Source organism: Mucilaginibacter sp. NFX135, assembly GCF_048565145.1.
Lineage (GTDB): Bacteria > Bacteroidota > Bacteroidia > Sphingobacteriales > Sphingobacteriaceae > Mucilaginibacter.
This window is the reverse complement of sequence record NZ_CP183412.1, coordinates 3,613,659-3,632,745: the sequence shown is the minus strand read 5'-3', so window position 1 is coordinate 3,632,745 and position 19,087 is coordinate 3,613,659. Positions and strand designations below refer to the sequence as shown.

General features: G+C 40.4%; 16 protein-coding genes and 1 riboswitch. Of the genes, 6 read left to right on the top strand and 10 right to left on the bottom strand.

Annotated features, from left to right (window positions below; all coding sequences use genetic code 11):
• Positions 1–41: 41 nt before the first annotated feature.
• Entirely contained in the window at positions 42–935 is an 894-nt protein-coding gene (locus ACNURT_RS15250) for a winged helix-turn-helix domain-containing protein (RefSeq protein WP_419698414.1), read from the bottom strand.
• A 102-nt stretch (positions 936–1,037) separates the two neighbouring features.
• On the opposite strand from ACNURT_RS15250, the gene ACNURT_RS15245 reads away from it, so the two are divergent.
• Entirely contained in the window at positions 1,038–2,153 is a 1,116-nt protein-coding gene (locus ACNURT_RS15245; protein WP_419698413.1) for a WD40/YVTN/BNR-like repeat-containing protein, read from the top strand.
• Positions 2,154–2,749: 596 nt separating this feature from the next.
• Entirely contained in the window at positions 2,750–4,534 is a 1,785-nt protein-coding gene (locus ACNURT_RS15240; RefSeq protein WP_419698412.1) for a glycoside hydrolase family 15 protein, read from the top strand.
• Positions 4,535–4,667: 133 nt separating this feature from the next.
• Here the strand turns inward: ACNURT_RS15240 and ACNURT_RS15235 are convergent, their stop codons facing one another.
• The 7 genes from ACNURT_RS15235 to ACNURT_RS15205 form a co-directional block, all read right to left on the bottom strand.
• Positions 4,668–6,866 (bottom strand): bifunctional alpha,alpha-trehalose-phosphate synthase (UDP-forming)/trehalose-phosphatase, encoded by a 2,199-nt coding sequence (locus tag ACNURT_RS15235; protein ID WP_419698411.1) that lies wholly within the window; start codon positions 6,864–6,866, stop codon positions 4,668–4,670.
• A gap of 158 nt (positions 6,867–7,024) precedes the next feature.
• Positions 7,025–7,507, bottom strand: a complete 483-nt coding sequence (locus ACNURT_RS15230; RefSeq protein WP_370996503.1) for a hypothetical protein — start codon at positions 7,505–7,507, stop codon at positions 7,025–7,027.
• A gap of 226 nt (positions 7,508–7,733) precedes the next feature.
• Complete coding sequence (locus ACNURT_RS15225; protein ID WP_419698410.1) at positions 7,734–8,537, bottom strand: SDR family oxidoreductase; 804 nt, start codon at positions 8,535–8,537, stop codon at positions 7,734–7,736.
• A 132-nt stretch (positions 8,538–8,669) separates the two neighbouring features.
• Positions 8,670–9,413, bottom strand: a complete 744-nt coding sequence (locus ACNURT_RS15220) for a menaquinone biosynthetic enzyme MqnA/MqnD family protein (protein WP_419698409.1) — start codon at positions 9,411–9,413, stop codon at positions 8,670–8,672.
• A gap of 14 nt (positions 9,414–9,427) precedes the next feature.
• Entirely contained in the window at positions 9,428–10,048 is a 621-nt protein-coding gene (locus ACNURT_RS15215) for a histidine phosphatase family protein (RefSeq protein ID WP_419698408.1), read from the bottom strand.
• 98 nt (positions 10,049–10,146) lie between these two features.
• On the bottom strand, positions 10,147–11,343 hold the full coding sequence (gene mqnE, locus ACNURT_RS15210; protein WP_419698407.1) for an aminofutalosine synthase MqnE: 1,197 nt from the start codon (positions 11,341–11,343) through the stop codon (positions 10,147–10,149).
• A gap of 87 nt (positions 11,344–11,430) precedes the next feature.
• The gene (locus ACNURT_RS15205) at positions 11,431–11,958 is read right to left on the bottom strand and encodes a hypothetical protein (RefSeq protein WP_419698406.1); all 528 of its coding nucleotides are present in this window, start codon (positions 11,956–11,958) and stop codon (positions 11,431–11,433) included.
• A gap of 80 nt (positions 11,959–12,038) precedes the next feature.
• Between ACNURT_RS15205 and ACNURT_RS15200 the strand changes: the two genes are divergently transcribed.
• Complete coding sequence (locus tag ACNURT_RS15200; RefSeq protein ID WP_419698405.1) at positions 12,039–13,154, top strand: trans-sulfuration enzyme family protein; 1,116 nt, start codon at positions 12,039–12,041, stop codon at positions 13,152–13,154.
• On the opposite strand, the gene ACNURT_RS15195 is transcribed toward ACNURT_RS15200, so the two are convergent.
• Complete coding sequence (locus tag ACNURT_RS15195) at positions 13,151–14,248, bottom strand: hypothetical protein (protein ID WP_419698404.1); 1,098 nt, start codon at positions 14,246–14,248, stop codon at positions 13,151–13,153. The two genes, ACNURT_RS15200 and ACNURT_RS15195, sit on opposite strands and share 4 nt — an antisense overlap.
• A 186-nt stretch (positions 14,249–14,434) precedes the next feature.
• Positions 14,435–14,545, top strand: a riboswitch (SAM riboswitch).
• 253 nt (positions 14,546–14,798) lie between these two features.
• On the opposite strand from ACNURT_RS15195, the gene ACNURT_RS15190 reads away from it, so the two are divergent.
• From ACNURT_RS15190 to ACNURT_RS15180, 3 genes are all read left to right on the top strand, one after another.
• Positions 14,799–16,124 carry an O-acetylhomoserine aminocarboxypropyltransferase/cysteine synthase family protein gene (locus ACNURT_RS15190; protein ID WP_419698403.1) on the top strand — a complete coding sequence of 442 codons (1,326 nt, stop codon included), beginning with the start codon at positions 14,799–14,801 and terminating at the stop codon, positions 16,122–16,124.
• 63 nt (positions 16,125–16,187) lie between these two features.
• Entirely contained in the window at positions 16,188–17,243 is a 1,056-nt protein-coding gene (locus ACNURT_RS15185) for a homoserine O-acetyltransferase family protein (protein WP_419698402.1), read from the top strand.
• Positions 17,243–18,478 (top strand): homoserine dehydrogenase, encoded by a 1,236-nt coding sequence (locus tag ACNURT_RS15180; protein ID WP_419698401.1) that lies wholly within the window; start codon positions 17,243–17,245, stop codon positions 18,476–18,478. Before ACNURT_RS15185 ends, ACNURT_RS15180 begins: the two co-directional genes overlap by 1 nt.
• Positions 18,479–18,528: 50 nt before the next feature.
• Here the strand turns inward: ACNURT_RS15180 and ACNURT_RS15175 are convergent, their stop codons facing one another.
• The gene (locus ACNURT_RS15175; RefSeq protein WP_419698400.1) at positions 18,529–19,017 is read right to left on the bottom strand and encodes a hypothetical protein; all 489 of its coding nucleotides are present in this window, start codon (positions 19,015–19,017) and stop codon (positions 18,529–18,531) included.
• Positions 19,018–19,087 lie beyond the last annotated feature (70 nt).

Below are 19,087 nucleotides of genomic sequence, written 5' to 3'. Positions count from 1 at the left end.
TTTCCGGTATGGGCGACTCACCCTCGGCACCCGTACTGTTCTTAAGAGCCGACTTCAAGCTTATATCCTTTGCCGCGTATAACAACAATGTTGATATTAGGATCAAGTTCCAGTTTTTTTCTGAGTTTTGATATGAACATATCCAGACTACGCCCTACAATAACGCCTTCGTCTTCCCATATCTCTTTTTGAAGCCTGCCCCTCTCTATAGTCTGGTTCGGAGACAACGCGAAAATGCGTAGTACACGCGTTTCAGTTCCGGTCAGGTCTATTGTCTCGTCATGTATGATCAGTTTCCGGTTCTTCGCGTCAAACAACACCGAGCCCAAAGTGAACATGCTCGTATTATGATCATCCTCTGGTAAAGATCTTCGCGGCTTAACAGCTCTCAAAAAAATAAAACCAACAAATGCTAAAAATGGGAGGCTACCCAGAAGATATCCATTCTTTGCGATATTTATCCCCGTCGGTTTAAATTTAATGTTGATTATGTAACATGCTTTGGGTTGCTTTCTTCCTTTGCATGGTACAATATCATCTTTTTTATTTTGGGATATAGCATACCCATAGGCTACACTGGAGTTGCCACAGTTCAGAACGTTTACAACATAATCACCTGCGAGCGGGTCTTTGGTTAGCACGCGCTGGGTAGTATTCACCAGGAATTCTGGTTGAAAAGTAAGATCATTCTCAAACCTGATCTGATATTCATTTTCTGCGATCTTTTTTACAGGAAGAACCCTTGATGTACTGTCGCCCGACTGTAAGAGTAGTTCATGCCCGATCCTGCGGAGCAAAACCTCCCTCCTGGCGATATCAAAGTCGTCATTGCCGGTCATACTGAAAGCCACGCAGATTACAGAGACAAACGAGATTAATATCAATCCATACAGGTACTTGCGTTTCCCGGAGAGGAGATTTCGGCTAAGATGCATAGTGTCAATATTTTATTTACAAAGTTTACATTTTTATTTACAATTCAAGTTCTTCAAGCCAAAAAATATCAAAGTAGTTTCGCTGAATCAAATTAAAAGGATATGAAAAATAAAAAAATGAAAAGATTATTTGTATCTGTTCCGGCTATCCTCCTGGTATTATTTCTACTAAATTCTTTTGTACTAAAAGAAAAGAAAGCGGGGGAGAAAACAACAGAAAGGACTAAATCAGCGCCTGCAACCATCGTTTTCAGGTCTGCTGATGGCGGAGAAACATGGCAGAACATTAGCGAAGGACTGCCTGAAAATTTGCAGAGAGAAGGTGTGTGGAGAGATGGCTTATTTGCAAATGACCGTGGGCTATATTTACGTGCTGGGAATGGGGTTTATCACAGTGAACCAAATTCCGCAACTCCTTTTTGGACAAAAGAAGTTTTCCCTGGTAATCAACGTAACATTGCCCCTGGCAAGAATAGGATACTTGCATATAATTTCAGGGGACAATTTTTGCAAAAAATAAATGGAACGAATAATTGGTCGCCCATATATACGAATTTTCAAGAGCAAGCCGTACGCATAGACAGAATGGTTGATTGGATGTACAAGAATTATAAAGAGCGGGAAGTACGCACCGTTTTTGAAACTGCCGGAGGCACAGTTTTCATTGGCTCCAACAACATGCTTTTTAGATCCGCTAACAGTGGGAAAACCTGGAAACAAGTGCATGTTGGAGGCGGTAGAATGACATTGGCAGAGTCAAACGGTGTACTCCTGACTACCAGCAAAGATGGAATATTAAGATCGACCGATGATGGCGAAAACTGGGATCGTGTGATTAGTGAAGGGGGGGCTGGCATCGCTGTGGAACGTATAGATGGAGGGTTTGCTGCTATAGTCTACAACACAATAACCCAAACAAACAGCATACACATTTCACTGGATAGCGGAAAAACCTGGAATGCCATAGGCGAAGAACTTCAGCCTTCCTGGAGTAGTTTGTTAATGAAAAAAGCAGGCGTACTTCAATCTTCATTGGATATTTTATCCATCAAACAAATGGGTAAGTATTTAATATGTGGTCGCGCAGATGGTATATTCCGGTCATCAGACATGGGCAAAACATGGGAAAAACTGTTACTTCCTGCTATAGAAAATTATGGCTTCAATTTATCTGTTTCAGGCAACGTAATTTATGCCATACCCAATAAAGGATGTTGAAAAGCTCCAAGATGATAAAGGAAATATTTGGTTTGGCGCTGACGATGATGTGTATTGTTGATGGAAAAACCATTAAAAGATTTTAAGGGTAACGAAGGTCAGAAATAATGTGTTGCGGTTCACATCGTTAGATAAGCTAAAAATGCACCCGACAATTGCAAAGCCCATAAATATTTTGTATATTTATATATAACAAACAACGGCCCTGCTTACTTTGAAAAACGTAAGCAGGGCCGTCTGGTTAAAGAGACAAACGGACTAAAAATCAATTGTTTTGTATGTAGTTATTTAGCTGTCAAATATTTAATACTTTTTAAAGTTTTCAAAACTCATCAAAAATTTGTTAAAAAGTGTTAAAATCGATGGTTTTGAATCAATTCTCCGCAGCTTTTGATTTGTTTTTGCTCCATTTTTGAGCAGAAAAGTGTTAAAATAGAGGTTTAAAAAGTCCTCTGCCCCTACTTCGTTGTTTGAATTTTATAATAATGCCTGAGATCTAAAATCAATTACTAATCGGACTGAATTTGGGCTCTGAAATTTTACCTCAACATTCCGCGGCAAATATTGTTCAACCTATGAACTAAGCACAAAATTGAATGAGCAGACATACCTATGAAACCGGAATAATTGGAAATTGTGCCTTTTTGGCCCACATCAATAAAAATACCAACGTGGATTGGCTATGCTGGCCCAAATTTGACAGCACCTTTATTTTTGGCGGCCTACTGGATAAAGGCAAAGGCGGCGAGTTTTCCATTCGCCCGGAGGGAGAGTTTACTTCGGTACAGCACTATCTGGAAAATACCAATGTGCTTATCACCGAGATAAGCCCCAAAAGTGGCGGCAAATACCGGATAACCGACTTTGCACCGAGATTTTACCAGCATCAACGGTATTACAAACCCTTAATGCTGATCAGGAAAATAGAGGCTATTGAAGGCTCACCACGGGTTATAGTGAAATGTGAACCGGTATCTGAATATGGTGCGGTAAAATTAACCGTTAACCGTGGAAGTAACCACATTCAATACCTGGGCGGTGAAGAAAATATCCGGCTCACAACCAATATTCCTATCAGTTATGTATTTGATGAACAGGCTTTTGTACTCAATGAAACCAAATACCTGGCCCTAACTTATGGGGAACCATTGGAAGCCGCATTAATATCCACAGCCGACCGCTTTTTGGCCGAAACTGTGCAATACTGGCGCACCTGGATCAAGCACTCCTCTATTGCTACGTATTATCAACCTTTTGTGATCCGCTCGGGTTTGGCTTTAAAGATACACCAGTTTGAGGATACGGGTGCCATTATTGCAGCAAGCACCACCAGTTTGCCTGAATCGCCGGGGAGCGGCCGTAATTGGGATTACCGATATTGCTGGCTGCGTGATACCTACTATGTGATCACGGCACTGAATCACATCGGGCACTTTGAGGAAATGGAGAAATATTTTAGTTACGTTACAGATATCTCTTTTTCTGAAGACGATCGTTACCAGCCTCTGTATGGTATAACCGGTAAAAGAAAGCTGGTTGAAGAGATTTTGACCGATCTGGAAGGTTACATGGGTAACCAGCCCGTGCGTATTGGTAACCAGGCTTATGAGCATATACAGAACGATATTTACGGGCAGGTAATGATATCCCTGCTCCCACTGTATACCGATCACCGTTTTGTTTTTTCGGAACGTAAGGATTCGGTACGTTGGATTGAATCCCTACTCAATAAAATAGACCGTACCATTGATGAAAAGGATGCCGGGATCTGGGAGTTCAGGAATATGGCTAACATCCACTGTTACAGTAACCTGTTTCAATGGGCCGGAGCTTCTGCAGCTGAAAAAATGGCGCGTACTATTGACAACAAAGAGCTCATCGATAAAGCCATTGAATTGAAAGAACGCGCTGCCGCACATATCGAGAGCTGTTATGACCCAGTCAGAAAAGTTTATACCAATTCGGCCGGCAGTTCTAACCTGGATGCCAGTACGCTGCAGCTGATCATGATGAATTATCTTGATCCCGAATCCCAAAAGGCAAAAGATCATTTACTTGCATTAGAGAAAGAGTTAAGGACACCTAATGGTTTATTTTACAGGTATTTATATACTGACGACTTTGGCAAGCCCAAAACCACTTTCCTGATATGCGCCTTTTGGTATGTAGAAGCATTGGCCAGTGTTGGCAGGCTGGATGATGCGCAACGTGAGTTTGCCAATCTGCTGCAATACTCCAATCACCTGCTGTTATTCAGCGAGGATGTTGACGAACAGGATGGCAGTCAATGGGGTAACTTTCCGCAGGCGTATAGCCATGTGGGCTTAATGAATGCCGCTTATCGTATTGCTATAAAGCTGGATAGACCGATATTTCTATAATTAGTGAATTGGTGAGTGGTGAGTGGTGAGTGGTGAGTGGTGAGTGGTGAGTTTGGAAAAATGATAAGCAATTTAATCAAATTCTGCCGGTTCTGATTCATACAAAAACTCACTACTCACTATTCACCACTCACTAATTAACTTCAACCGTAGTATGCTGAGTAAAGCTGGTAAGCAGTTTACGCACTTCTGTGGGGTTGCGGAGATAAAACTTGGCTGCGGATAAATTGCTGCCTACTTTGATGGTAATAGCTGTTTCTGGCAGGGCTTTAAATATATCTTCGTCGGTATAATCGTCGCCAAAGGCAATAATAAAATCATAGTCTTTACCCTCGGTGAGTGTTAAAGCTGCTTTACCTTTGTTAATATCCATGTTCTTTACTTCCAGTACCTTATCCCCTGCCAGCAGTTGTAAGCCTTTATCGCTGGCCAGGTATTTCAGGTTGTTCATCAGTTCGCTTGCTCTAAGCTCTCCTAAGCCATTTTGTGCCTTGCGGTAGTGCCAAACCAGTGAATATGTTTTTTCTTCGATAAAGGAACCCGGAGTGCGGTCTACATAGGTTTCCAGGATCGGATAAATATCATGCTTCCACTGATCGCTCAGGCCTGATATTTTATGCCATTGGGTCTCTGGTCTTTTAAACCAGGAACCATGCTCGGCAATCAGGTATATATCAGTATGTTTAAACCATTCGTCCAGGTTTTCATGCTTACGGCCGCTGATCAGTACTACCTGGTTGGCCGGATCTTCGGATAGTTTATTAATGATGCTGTATAATTCTTCGTCCGGACTGGCCTGTTCTATATTGGATTTGAAGTTTACCAGGGTGCCATCATAATCCAAAAAGATGATCCTCTTTTTGGTTTTAATGTATCGGTTAATGATGGATTGCTCGGTAGCGAAACTTACATGCCGGGCCTGCATAGAGCGTTGCATGAGCTTAACTTCCTTTAAGCGATCAAAGAAAATTTTGACCCAATGGGAAATATTAAATTTAGAAACCAACTGCCGCATGGGTATCATGCGCTTTTGCTGCTCTTGCAGCGGCATGTTAAGGGCTTCTAATATAGCCCTGCATACCTCGCCGGTATTATTAGGATTGACAATTATGGCATCAATTAATTCTTTAGATGAGCCTGCCATCTCACTTAATATCAATACACCGTCGTTGTTGGTTCGACTGGCGACATATTCCTTGCTAACCAGGTTCATGCCATCGCGCATGGGGGTTACCAGGCAAACGTCGGCAGTATGATATAAAGCAGATAGTGTTTCAATGGGGAACGACCGGTAATAATAATGGATGGGCGTCCAATCCATGGTGCGGTATATAGAATTGATATTGCCTACCCTTTTGTCTATTTCTTCACGTAGATGAGCATATTGCGGAACGGTATCCCTTGAAGGCACAACGATCATGTATAACGTTATTTTTTCAATACACTCCGGGCAAAGCTCCAGCATCAGTTCAAAAGCCTGCAGACGCTGTAATATGCCTTTGCTATAATCCAGACGATCAATTGAAAGGATAAGCTTGGTGTTTTTAAAATTATTTTTTATCAGTTCGATCTGTTCTTTGACATCATCCTGTAGCGGTAAAGTGGCATACTTTTGCTCATCTATTCCCATTGGAAATGATTCAACCACAATGGAGCGTTCATCCATGGTAATGATGTTTGATGAAGTATTTACAGGCAAAATACGGGAGGTGGCGCCTAAAAAATGTCGTACATCATCAAAGGTATGAAAGCCGATCAGATCGGCACCCAGCATGCCCTCCAACAATTCGGATCTCCAGGGGATCAACCGGAACATCTCGTGCGATGGAAATGGAATGTGCAGGAAAAAGCCGATAGAAACATCAGGCAATTCGCTCCTTACCAAGGCGGGTAAAAGTAACAGCTGGTAATCATGTATCCATATGATATCACCGGGTTCGGCAATACTTAAAATAATGTCTCTAAATTTTTGATTTACAGCCTGATAATAGTCCCAGTTTGATTGTTTGTAATTGGCGTAGGTAGAAGCGTAATAATGAAAAACAGGCCACAATACTTCGTTCGAAAATCCTTCATAATATTGGTTGATCTCCTCCTGGTCAAGAAAAACGGGTATTAAGCTTAGTTCTTTTAATTGATGAGAAACGTGATCTTTATCCGGCTGCTCGGTGATCTCAATACCGGGCCAGCCTATCCACACGTTATCGTCTTGCTTATATATTGAACCTAAACCGGTTGCTAAACCTCCTTCACTGGGCGATAAAATATAGTCGTCATCTGCTTTTGAAATTTTGATAGGTAACCGGTTAGATACAATGATGGTCTTGGGCATATCTGCGAATTATATTAATAAATTATACTTATTAATAAAGACAGAAAGCCCCGATTTGTTTGCTTAATAGTTACAATGGATGGCAAAATAACAAGCTTGTGACATAAAAAAAGCCATCCTGGAACATCAGGATGGCTTTTTATGAAAACCTTTTTAAATTATTTTACTTGTTGAAAAAACTCAAGGTTAGCTTGTTGAGTGATCCTTACCAATACTTCATGAGCATCGTTTTTAAGGTCAACAAAGTATGAAGTTGGGTCGATGTTGTCGTTCAGGTCGGTATTAGCCTGGTAAACGATCACCTCACCTATTTCGTAACCTTTGTAATCTTTAGCAATTTGTTTTAAAGTTTTTGCCGGGATAGCTTTAGCGTCAACTCTTTGAGTTACGCCTAAAAACTCACCATTAAGATTGTAGAAGGCAGTTTTTTTAACACCATCAATAGTGAAGGTAGCTTTTTGGCAATTTTTGGTTACTGTCCAGTTTACGTCTTTTGCATCAGCAAAATCAACTGTAAAACCATGTAAAGCAACGTAAGAAACGTTTGTTCCACCATCTGTTACTTTTTTAGCGCCATCGGCAGCAAATACATTAACACTTAATAAAGCGGCAATTGCGGTAGTTATAAATATCTTTTTCATGTTCGTTTAAATTTTAAATCCATAACAAAAGTATGCTAAGATTATCAATGTCACAAATAAAATTTAACTTTTATGAATATTTTATAATTATATGACTTTTATGATAAAAAATTTAAATTTTGACAATGTACTTAGTGTATAATTTACAATATGTAAATTTAAAAAAGCATAAAAAAATCGGTTTAGGATTAGCTAAACCGATTTTTCACATTTTTTCAACCTCAATTTAACCATTATCGGCGAAACCTGGATACAAAGTCATGCCACCATCCATAAAAATAGTAGTGCCGGTTATATAATCGGCCTCGTCTGATGCCAGCCAGGTTGCCAGTTTACCGATATCATCGGGTTTGCCAATCCGGTTATAAGGTATGAGTGTGAGTAGTTTATCTAATGCATCGGGTGTATCCCAGGCGGCTTTATTAATAGGCGTTTGGATAGCTCCGGGTCCAATACCTACAACCCTTATTTTATGCGGTGCCAATTCCTGGGCTATGCTTTTCATAAACATGCTGATGCCTCCTTTACTTGCAGCATAATTAACATGACCTGCCCAGGGAATAACTTCATGTACACTACTCATACAAATGATCTTGCCGGCGGCCCGACTCCGCTCTTCAACTACTCCCCTGCGTATAAATTCCCTTGCCGCTTCGCGTGAGCATAAAAACTGACCGGTGAGGTTAATACTGATCACGGTGTTCCAGTCATCCAGGGTCATATCTACAAACCTGGAATCCTTTTGTAAGCCGGCATTGTTCACCAATATATCAACGGTACCGTATTGCGCGTACATCTGGGCAAACATTGCTTTTACCTGGTCTTCATGGCTTACATCGGCCTGTACCGCAAATGCTTCGCCGCCAGCAGTCTTTATTTCAGCAACGGTAGCCTCGGCAGCATCGTGATTGTGAGCATAGTTGATAACCAGCTTTGCGCCGGCTCCAGCCAATGCCAGGGCTACACCTTTACCAATACCGCTATCAGCACCGGTAACCAGGGCTGCTTGTCCTTTTAATGATGGATTCATTGATTCACAGATTTAATTGTTTTAATATAATCAATGTATTTTAACCCGGAAGGTTTTACAATATTAAAAATGTGTAAACAAAAAGAGACGCAATTACGCGTCTCTTTGAATAAAAAGCAAGTCAGTAAGCCCTTACAATGCCTTTATATAATCTAAAAACATATAAAGCGCTTTCTTTTTCTCATCGGTAAGATCGAAGTCAATTTTGTGCATCAGGTAATCCTGTATATCAAAATCATCCCGCATCGGTAATTCTTTGAAAAGCTCCTGTCTATGTTCGAGGCCATATTTCAGGGCAGCGTTAAATTCGTCCATAAAATCCTGAGGAATGTGTTTGTTAGCTATCCAACCTGCAAACATAAATGGTAAACCGGTGAAGTTTTGCCATTCCTCGGCGAGGTCATATGCATATTTATACTTCTCTTTTTTGCCAAAAGTGCGATCGCCAATTTGCACAAAGGCTGTGTTGATTTCCTGAGATTCGCTGTAATCAGTAGCGTCTTTGATCAATTCCGGACTTATATTCCAGTAGTTTTTTAGTAAAACTCGTGCCAGGTTGTTCGATGAACGCGATTGTGGGTCGAGCTGTAGATATTTGATATCTTTTACATCGCAATTGCTAAAAATAAATACCGAATTTACAGCGCCTACTGCTCCAATGCAATATTCAGATACGATTTCCCAATGCGGTAAATTTAGTGTAGCTGCTACGGGAATGAGGCCGATGTCGACCACATCGTCAATTAGTTTTTGAGCACAATCTGACGGCATATCCAGGCTCAATTCAATTTTATCTAATATTCCACTGTGTTGGATGCCGTATATAAAGGGTTTGGTGTTAGTGTAGCTTACAGCTGATATTCTTATTTTATTCACAGAAATGCTCTCTTTCAGGATTGTTTTAAATGTTCGGAGTTATTAAAATCGACGATCTCAAATTTTTCGCCGTCATATATTACCTTGTATAAAACCAGGTTCTGGTGCGGAAAAGTATCCATTTCAGTAAGGGGTTTTCCGCTCAGGATACAAAGCAATAGGCGCATGGCCCGGCCGTGCATACATATCAGTACGGTTTTTTCTTGGGGATGGCTCATGATCACATCAAGTGCTTCACGTTCGCGGATCTCTACCTCGTTCGGGCTTTCACCACCTTCAAATTTACTATCTAACCGGCCATCAAGCCAGTCGCGCATGATCTGTAAAAAGGCGGCTTTGTTTTGGGCAGTAGCAGGTTGCCCCTCATGTATTCCCCAGGCCAGTTCATCCAAGCCAGATAATTTTTGATACGGAATACCCAGATCAATAAAAGGCTGTATGCTTTGCTGGGTACGTTTTAACGCTGATATGTATATTTTATCAAAAGGGATGCTTTTATAAGCATCATAAAATTGCGAAGCCTGCTTACGCCCTTCATCATTTAAATCGGTATCCATTCCCCGCCCTTGTACAACCCCTAACCTGTTCAATTCTGTTTGGCCGTGGCGAACTATATATAAGGTTTTTTGTATCATTCATTTTTTAAGCAGAAAGCCCCAAAGCTTAAGGCTTTCTTTGCTTGATTTGTGCTGAGTTTATAGCTTTAGGCTTTGAGCCTTCCGCTTTAAGCTTTTTAGTTAATTACGGGTAACTTATAATACTGAGGTTTTGGCTCAGTTTCCGGGAATTCAAAATTAGTAAAGTCGGTTACTACATTATATAAAGTATCGCGCTCAATTGGCTGCCGGCCTACATTTTTTATTAGTTCCACCAGTTGCTTTGTACTCATGCCCGGGTGCTGTTCTTCGGCGCCAGCCATAGAATATATTTTGGTGGTATCATCCAATGTACCATCAATATCATCAACCCCAAAGTTCAATGACAATTGCGCCGTGGTACGACTGATCATAGCCCAGTAAGCTTTAATATGATCAAAATTATCCAAATAAATACGGGCTACCGCATAATTACGCAAATCTTCTACCACGGTTGTCTCCGGTACATGCGACATCTGGTTATCCTGGTTACGGAATTTTAGCGGAATAAACGTTTGGAAGCCTCCTGTTTTGTCTTGCAGTTGGCGTAAGCGTTCCATATGATCAACCCTGTGCCAAAATTTTTCGATATGTCCATATAACATGGTGGCGTTGGAGCGGCCACCCAGTTTATGCCATTCTTCGTGTATAGCCAGCCACTGATCGCCGGTACATTTATCTTTAGATATCAGGTCGCGTACTTCCGGATGGAAGATCTCGGCACCACCGCCAGGTATCGACTGTAAACCCGCTTCCTGCATCAGGCGCATACCGGTAGCATAGTCAATTTTGGCTTTTTTAAATATGTAGTGATATTCAACCGGTGTTAACGCTTTGATATGTAGTTCCGGACGATGCGCACGGATGCGGCTAAAAAGCTCCTGGTAAAAAGGTACATCATATTGTGGCAAAACACCACCTACTATATGTACTTCAGTTACCGGTTCGCCATCATATTTGGTTACCATGTTAAACATCTCGTCCATGGTGTACTCCCAGCCTTCTGATTTTTGTTTCAGCAGGCGTGAATAGGAGCAAAATTTGCAGTCGTAGACACACAAATTAGTTGGCTCGATATGAAAATTACGGTTGAAATAAGTTTTATGCCCATGCCGTTTTTCGCGGATGTAGTTGGCCAAAACGCCCAGATAACCCAGGTCGCCCTGCTCGTATAGTATCACACCTTCATCAAAGGTGATGCGTTCGTTGTTCAGAACTTTTTCGGCAATGTGCTTTAAATCAGCGGATAGATCCGGATTTTGTAATAATAACTGTAAATTACCTTCAGCTTCCATGGAAAAAACTTTGCGCAAATGTACTAAAAAGCATAAAATTATGCTTTATGAGATAATTCATTGCAAAGTTGACAGAAGTAAATGACACTAAAATTGCACAGGGCTAATTAAGTCAATAGTTATACCATTAAAACAATCGTCCTGACATCCTTTCTTAACAAAACCACAACTGGATATCATGCCATTGTTTTTTGTTTCGAAATAAATATCGTTATTTTTCTTATCGGCTTTAAGCCAAACCGTTTTGGCCTTTTGATAAACACCATCTAAAGTAAGCGATTCACCAGCATCGTTAGGATGGGTATTGATGTGATCGGCGTCTTCATGCCATTGCGAAACGGTATCCTGCTTATTGGTGCCATCCCTTCGTAACCGAACAGCGGTAAAATCCCGTGAAACAATTTTGCCGTTAATTACCCCAATTTTGGTCTCTGAACCATAACCGGTCCATGATCCAAAGTTTGTAGTATAAACGTAGGAATTATTAGAGCCTTTCTTGAAGCTCAACCAGGCATTATAGCTTTTGTTAAACTCATTTTCATTGGCGATATTATCTTTTTTGCAGCCAGTTATTGAAATTAAAATAATGATAACGGATAAGTATAGCGCTTTCATGATACAGGTTTTTAAACTATTACGCAAAAAATATTTCCTCCGCTACATTTTATAAAAATAATCTTATTTAATTTGGCCAAATGAAAATAGAAACTATAGCTATACACGCCGGGAATAAAAAGGACGAATCATCAAAAGCCGTGATACAACCTATTATATTGTCTACCACTTTTGAACGCGGTATCGATGGTGATTTCCCTGGCGGGCATATCTACAGCCGCTCATCAAACCCTAACAGGGCATCTTTGGAGAATGTATTAGCTAAATTAGAGAACGGCGTTGACGCTGCCTCATTTTCATCGGGAAACGCGGCGGGTATGTCGGTATTTCAATCGTTGCCTGCGGGGACGCATATTATAGCACCTGATGATATGTATCATGGTTTGCGCAATCAGCTTAAAAATCTGTTTGCTGGTATTTTAACTTTTGATTTTATTGATGTAAACGATGTTGAGGTGTTGCAAAAGCATATTAAGCCCGAAACCGGGCTGATATGGTTAGAAACTCCATCGAATCCGTTGTTGAAGATCACCGATATTAAAAAGATTGTTGCGATTGCGAAAGCCAGGGGGATTAAAGTGGTATGTGATAATACTTTCGCTACCCCGATATGTCAGCAACCGCTTGCTTTGGGCGCCGATCTGGTAATGCACTCGGCAACCAAATATTTTGGTGGTCATAGCGACCTGATGGGCGGCGCTTTAATTACCGTCGAAAAAAGCGAATGGTGGCAAGAAATACGCCAGGTACAGGAAATGGGTGGTGCTATCCCCTCCCCAACTGATTGCTATTACCTGGCCCGCAGTATTAAAACGTTACCTTATCGCGTTAAAGGTCATGTACAAAACGCGCAGCTTTTGGCTGAGTTTTTAGAACAACATCCTAAGGTTGAACGTGTACTATACCCAGGCTTGCCCTCGCATCCGCAGCATGCTATAGCTAAAGAACAAATGCTGGCTTTTGGAGGTATGTTATCCTTTATAGTTAAGGGTGATGAAAACGATACGCATAACATCATCAACAAACTCAACTTATTTACCCGTGCCACCAGTCTGGGAGGTGTTGAAAGCTTGATAGAACACCGCGCAACTGTTGAGGGGCCAGATACCAAAACACCACGTAATCTATTAAGGGTGTCTGTTGGATTGGAGCATATTGATGATCTGATTGCGGATTTAAAACAGGCACTTGGTTAAAATTTATCTTTTCCTTTATACAAATTTGATGGAATGTCAGAGCTGATAATTACACCATAAGATTTGCCGGTTATTCCAAATTCACTTAATAGCTGTTGTTTATTGATGATTCTTACTCCTTTGAATATTTTATCATTAACCGCTGCCAGATCGCCCTCGTAGTTTGTATCAAGTGGTCTTTTATTTAGTATGTATTGGATTTGAGAGTCCTTTGCGGCAGAAATAAGTTTGGCGTATTCGAATGATTTTGAGCTGAAATATCTTTGATAACGAGCAATATCGAATTTCTTTGTCTCGATATATATTAATCCGTATTTCGCCTCAACCCCTGTTTTTTTGATCGCATTAGTGTCTTTATATACAGTAACCGTTGCAATGTCATTCGGATTATAACGCATGAGGTCTGCTTTATTTACCTTTACACTATCGATAAAAAATACAGGATCATTATTTATTTCCGGCATTTCTATGGCATGTGAGTTAGCATCTTCTTTTTCTACCCCGTAGCAAGATAATGTTATATCTACGGCAACTATGGGCTTATCCATATAGTAAGCCTCATCTATCGGAAATTGAGGCTTTTTAGTAGAATCGATTTTTAGATAAAAAGATACAGCTCCATTTGAAAAATTCCAATATGTTGAACATCCTCTTGAACCCCATGTATCTTTTAAGTTTGGATATAATTTTATTAAATCCTTTAATAGAAATTTACTCAGATCAATAAAAGTTCCATCAGGAAGCTTTCCTGCAAATTGTTTGGTTAGCCTGATTTTGCTAATAAAATCAGATGCTTGATCTTTTTGAAATATCATTCCTGATTGTCCTGCTATAGCATAGCCCTTTCCTGCTATAAAGCGGGAATCCTGACCATAACAGTTTGGAGGGAGATCCATTTCTTCAACCGAGACTTCCTGTAAGTTATTATCAATTTTTTTTAAGTCGGATAATGCAGTTTGGCATAAGCAAAAACCATTAATTCTTAATTTTTTAGATGTAGAATCAGTTAATTGCGCATAGGAGTTCGACTGAAGAATTAATGACGAAATAGCAAGTATAGCAATTAGGCGTCTGAATGAACAATAATTGGGCATAAGGTTTAGTATTTCACTTTTATAATAGACAAATATACTTCATATCCCGACATGGTGAAATACGACTTAAGTTAAAATTACTCTCTTTTAAAATTTAATTTGGAATTTCAATATATATCACCCTATATTTGCAACAATATTTGGTAGCAATACCATTGGTCAATTCTCCGCGATAGTTCGGGTTTTGATTTATAAAGAAGCGGCGAGAGATCAGGCTCAATGACCCGCTGGCAACCCTCCAAAATTGGAGAAGGTGCCAATTCCTGTCCCGGAAAATAACCCCGGGGAATATAAATTTATAACCATGAAAAGTTTAATTAAGTTTAATCAGTACAACATTTTTAATACCTCAAACGGTAACATACAACCTATTTGCTTAAATATTAGCGGTATTTGTATGTGTTGCTGCTGCTGATCGACTTAACACGCCCTCTTTTTCCGATCCCGAAAAACACACGTGTTGCAACAGCTGGTAAAGATTATTTACCGGCAGGTTAAAAATCCATCAAATCGTCAAAAAATTAATTAAACACATTTCAATCTTACAACTATGTCTGCCAACAATTTAAAATTCGAAACCCTACAATTACATGCAGGTCAGGAAGCCGACCCGACCACTGGTTCACGTGCTGTGCCGCTTTACCAAACCACATCATACGTATTTAAAAATGCGGAGCATGGGGCCAATCTTTTCGCACTGAAAGAGTTTGGGAATATCTACACCCGTTTAATGAATCCTACTACAGATGTGTTTGAAAAACGTGTGGCGGCTTTAGAAGGTGGTGTTGCGGCTTTGGCTACAGCATCGGGCCAGGCGGCCCAGTTTTTAGCCTTAAATAATATACTACAAGCCGGTGATAATTTTGTTACCTCACCTTTTCTTTACGGTGGTACTTACAATCAATTCAAAGTAGCTTTTAAGCGTTTGGGCATCGACGTACGTTTTGCAAAAGATGATACAGCTGAAAACCTTGAGGCTTTAATTGATAATAAAACCAAAGCTATTTACCTGGAAACCATCGGTAATCCTGGATATGCGATAGCTGACTTTGAAAAGGTAGCCGCTTTAGCCAAAAAGTACGACCTGCCGCTTATTGTTGATAATACATTTGGCGCAGCCGGATATCTTTTTCGACCGCTGGAGCACGGAGCTCATATTGTGGTGCAATCAACTACCAAATGGATAGGCGGTCATGGTACAAGTATTGGTGGTGTTATTGTTGACGGTGGTAATTATAACTGGGGTAACGGAAAATTCCCTCAGTTTACAGAACCATCTGAAGGCTATCACGGTTTGGTATTTGCTGATGTATTTGGTATCAATGGCCCGTTTGGTAACATTCAGTTTATTATACGCGCCCGTGTTGAAGGTTTACGTGACTTTGGCCCTTCACAATCGCCATTTAATTCATGGCTGAACATTCAAGGCTTGGAAACCTTGTCGTTGCGTGTACAACGCCATGTAGATAACGCGCTGGAATTGGCCAAGTGGCTGGAGCAGCATCCGCAAGTAGCGAAGGTGAGCTATCCGGGACTACAGTCATCACCATATCATGCGCTGGCAAAAAAATATTTAAAAAACGGTTTTGGAGCGGTGTTGTCATTTGAAATCAAAGGTGATAAACAACAAGCAAGTCATTTTATCGACAGTTTACAACTGGTAAGCCATCTGGCTAACCTGGGTGATGCCAAAACGCTAATCATTCAACCATCGGCCACAACGCATCAGCAACTTTCTGACGAAGAACAGTTATCAGCTGGGGTTACGCCAACATCATTAAGAGTATCGGTAGGCATCGAACACATTGATGATATCAAAGCCGATTTTGAACAGGCATTTGCCAAAGTAAAGCAGCTTGCTGCAGAGTTAGTATAATAGTGAGTGGTGAGTTGAAATCGGTAACTCAAAACTCAAGCTTAAAACTCGAATAATAAAATAATGAATACAGAAATATTTAAGTACACAGAAACATTTGAATTTGAATCGGGTCAGCAGATACAGGATCTGGAAATTGGTTTTCATACTTATGGCAGGTTAAATAAAGCGAAGGACAATGTGATCTGGATCTGTCATGCACTTACAGCCAATGCCGATGTGTTTGACTGGTGGAAAGGCCTGGTAGGTACCGGGTTCCTTTTTAACCCCGAAGAACATTTTATTGTGTGCGCTAATATTTTAGGTTCACCTTATGGTACAAGTAATCCTTTGAGCATCAATCCGGTAAGCGGGCAACCTTATTTTCAGGCATTTCCGCAGTTTACCATCAGGGATATTGTAAAAGCACATCAGTTATTGGCAGATCATTTACAGATTGACAATATTCATATCCTTATAGGTGGTTCACTTGGTGGCCAACAAGCGGTAGAGTGGGCTATTATAGAACCTGAGCGGATCAAAAACCTGATCCTTATTGCTACCAACGCCCGTCATTCACCCTGGGGTATCGCGTTTAATGAGTCTCAGCGCCTCGCTATTACTACCGACCGTACTTTTTATGCCAATACACCAGATGGTGGCCAAAAAGGGCTTAAAGCGGCGAGAAGTATCGCCCTGCTCTCCTATCGCGGATATAAAACTTATTCCATAACCCAGCAGGAAGAAAGTGATGATAAAGTAGATGATTATCGCGCATCGACCTATCAAAGCTACCAGGGACAGAAACTGGTGAACCGGTTTAATGCCTACAGTTACTGGTACTTAACCAAAACCATGGATTCACATAATGTGGGGCGTGGCCGTAATGGGGTTGAAAAGGCCTTGAGTTTGATCAAAGCACGTACTTTGGTGATCGGTATTCATTCGGATGTGTTGTTCCCGATCGAAGAACAGAAGTATTTATTTAATCATATCCCAAAATCGGCCTTTGCCGAGCTCGATTCATTTTATGGTCATGATGGGTTTTTAATTGAAACAGAAGCATTAACAAATATCATCACATCGTTTTTTAAAACGGATGTAAAAGGAAAAATTATAGAACTACAACGTACAGCGTAATGAGTAAAAAGTTAAATATCGGATTATTTGGATTTGGAGTTGTTGGACAAGGGCTTTATGATATCGTTAAAACCAAAAATTTAAACATTGAAATTGTAAAATTTGCTATCAAGGATCCGCATAAAGAACGTTCCCTGCCGGCACATTTATTTACTACCGACCGGGATGAACTGTTGAACAACCCGGAGATTAACACTATAGTTGAACTGATCAATGATACCGAAGCGGCTTTTGAAATTGTATCAAGAGCGCTAAAATCTGGTAAAAACGTGGTTTCAGCCAGTAAAAAAATGATCGCCCTTCATCTGGAGGAATTAATTGAACTACAGCATAAATACGGTACATCTTTATTATATGAGGGCGCAGTTTGCGGCAGTATCCCTATCATCCGTAACCTGGAAGAGTATTATGATAATGAATTGCTGCATTCTATCAGCGGTATTTTTAACGGTTCCTCAAATTACATCCTTTCAAAAGGCTTTATTGAAGGGTTGGATTATGATAGCGCCCTGAAACAAGCTCAGGATCTTGGCTTTGCAGAAACCGACCCGACCAGTGATGTGGGTGGTTTTGATGCCAAATATAAACTGGTGATAGCTGCTGCTCATGCCTATGGTGTAATTGTACAGCCTGATGAAGTATTTAACTTCGGTATACAAAACCTGGGCGCGCAAGACTTACAATACGCCCGCGAAAAAAATCTGAAAATAAAACTGGTTCCTGTAGCTAAAGAACTGGATGAACGTAATGTAGCGTTATTTGTGCTGCCTAAGTTTGTGAACGAAACGGAGTTTTTATACAATGTGGAGTATGAATATAACGGCGTAACTGTGCAAGCGGCATTTGCCGATCAGCAATTCTTTTTTGGTAAAGGCGCAGGTGGCCATCCTACCGGATCGGCTGTGTTATCTGACATCGCGGCTTTGCGTTATAACTATCAGTATGAGTATAAAAAAGCTAAGGAAAAAACCGACCTTAACTTTACCAATAATATTGAACTGAATATTTACCTGAGATATGATGATGAAAGCCTGGTTGAAGCCTTAAACTTCAAACACATACAAGAGCGCTATTACTCGGGCAGCTATAAGTTTGTTATTGGGAAAGTCAATCTTCAAAATCTGATTGATAATCAGGATTTGATCTCTGAGAGCAAAGCCTTTATCGCTTTTGCTGATCAACTTACCGGGGTGAGTTTAGCATCAGAAAAAGAATTAGCAGCTGAGGCTGTATAAACTTTATTTGTAGAATGATATAAGAGGCTCTGGAAACGGGGCCTTTTTATTTAAACCTTGGCAAAGTAAGCCGCTATGCGTTTACCAAAAGCTACCGTAATAATACCTATGAATAATCTTGAGCAGGAAGATATTACACTTTGCTGATCAGCAACATTGGTCAGGTTATATATTCTGTAGATCAGATCGGGCAGGGTATTAACTATCAGCAAGCCACCAATGATCAGGAGCGCCATTTCATAGATCACCTTCCTGTCTGCAAACAATTTTGCATTTTCCTGGTAATCTGCCGAATTGGTAACCAAGCGGGTAATAAACTTTGTTTTAGCTATAAGAAAAATAGCCAGGATGAATAATAAGGCAAATTGCAAACTGTTTATCCATAAATCGTTGATCTGCTCTGCCCCTTGCGCTGCATTCATATTACCACCGTGCGCACTTAAAAAAGTAAGTAAGCCAGGTAGTTTGGAGATATCCGCCACCAAAAGATAAATACCAAGAATTTTTATGGTAATTTCATAAACATCAGACTTTTTCATTTTTTGAGTGGAGATAAGATTTATAATGCAACGAATATAAACAAATACCACACATATAAAAATGAAACCG

What these genes read in the sequence shown, in the direction of transcription:
- ACNURT_RS15250 (WP_419698414.1), bottom strand. Translation starts at nt 935, where the DNA reads ATGCATCTTAGCCGAAATCTCCTCTCCGGGAAACGCAAGTACCTGTAT.
- ACNURT_RS15245 (WP_419698413.1), top strand. Translation starts at nt 1,038, where the DNA reads ATGAAAAATAAAAAAATGAAAAGATTATTTGTATCTGTTCCGGCTATC.
- ACNURT_RS15240 (WP_419698412.1), top strand. Translation starts at nt 2,750, where the DNA reads ATGAGCAGACATACCTATGAAACCGGAATAATTGGAAATTGTGCCTTT.
- ACNURT_RS15235 (WP_419698411.1), bottom strand. Translation starts at nt 6,866, where the DNA reads ATGCCCAAGACCATCATTGTATCTAACCGGTTACCTATCAAAATTTCA.
- ACNURT_RS15230 (WP_370996503.1), bottom strand. Translation starts at nt 7,507, where the DNA reads ATGAAAAAGATATTTATAACTACCGCAATTGCCGCTTTATTAAGTGTT.
- ACNURT_RS15225 (WP_419698410.1), bottom strand. Translation starts at nt 8,537, where the DNA reads ATGAATCCATCATTAAAAGGACAAGCAGCCCTGGTTACCGGTGCTGAT.
- ACNURT_RS15215 (WP_419698408.1), bottom strand. Translation starts at nt 10,048, where the DNA reads ATGATACAAAAAACCTTATATATAGTTCGCCACGGCCAAACAGAATTG.
- mqnE (WP_419698407.1), bottom strand. Translation starts at nt 11,343, where the DNA reads ATGGAAGCTGAAGGTAATTTACAGTTATTATTACAAAATCCGGATCTA.
- ACNURT_RS15205 (WP_419698406.1), bottom strand. Translation starts at nt 11,958, where the DNA reads ATGAAAGCGCTATACTTATCCGTTATCATTATTTTAATTTCAATAACT.
- ACNURT_RS15200 (WP_419698405.1), top strand. Translation starts at nt 12,039, where the DNA reads ATGAAAATAGAAACTATAGCTATACACGCCGGGAATAAAAAGGACGAA.
- ACNURT_RS15195 (WP_419698404.1), bottom strand. Translation starts at nt 14,248, where the DNA reads ATGCCCAATTATTGTTCATTCAGACGCCTAATTGCTATACTTGCTATT.
- ACNURT_RS15190 (WP_419698403.1), top strand. Translation starts at nt 14,799, where the DNA reads ATGTCTGCCAACAATTTAAAATTCGAAACCCTACAATTACATGCAGGT.
- ACNURT_RS15185 (WP_419698402.1), top strand. Translation starts at nt 16,188, where the DNA reads ATGAATACAGAAATATTTAAGTACACAGAAACATTTGAATTTGAATCG.
- ACNURT_RS15180 (WP_419698401.1), top strand. Translation starts at nt 17,243, where the DNA reads ATGAGTAAAAAGTTAAATATCGGATTATTTGGATTTGGAGTTGTTGGA.
- ACNURT_RS15175 (WP_419698400.1), bottom strand. Translation starts at nt 19,017, where the DNA reads ATGAAAAAGTCTGATGTTTATGAAATTACCATAAAAATTCTTGGTATT.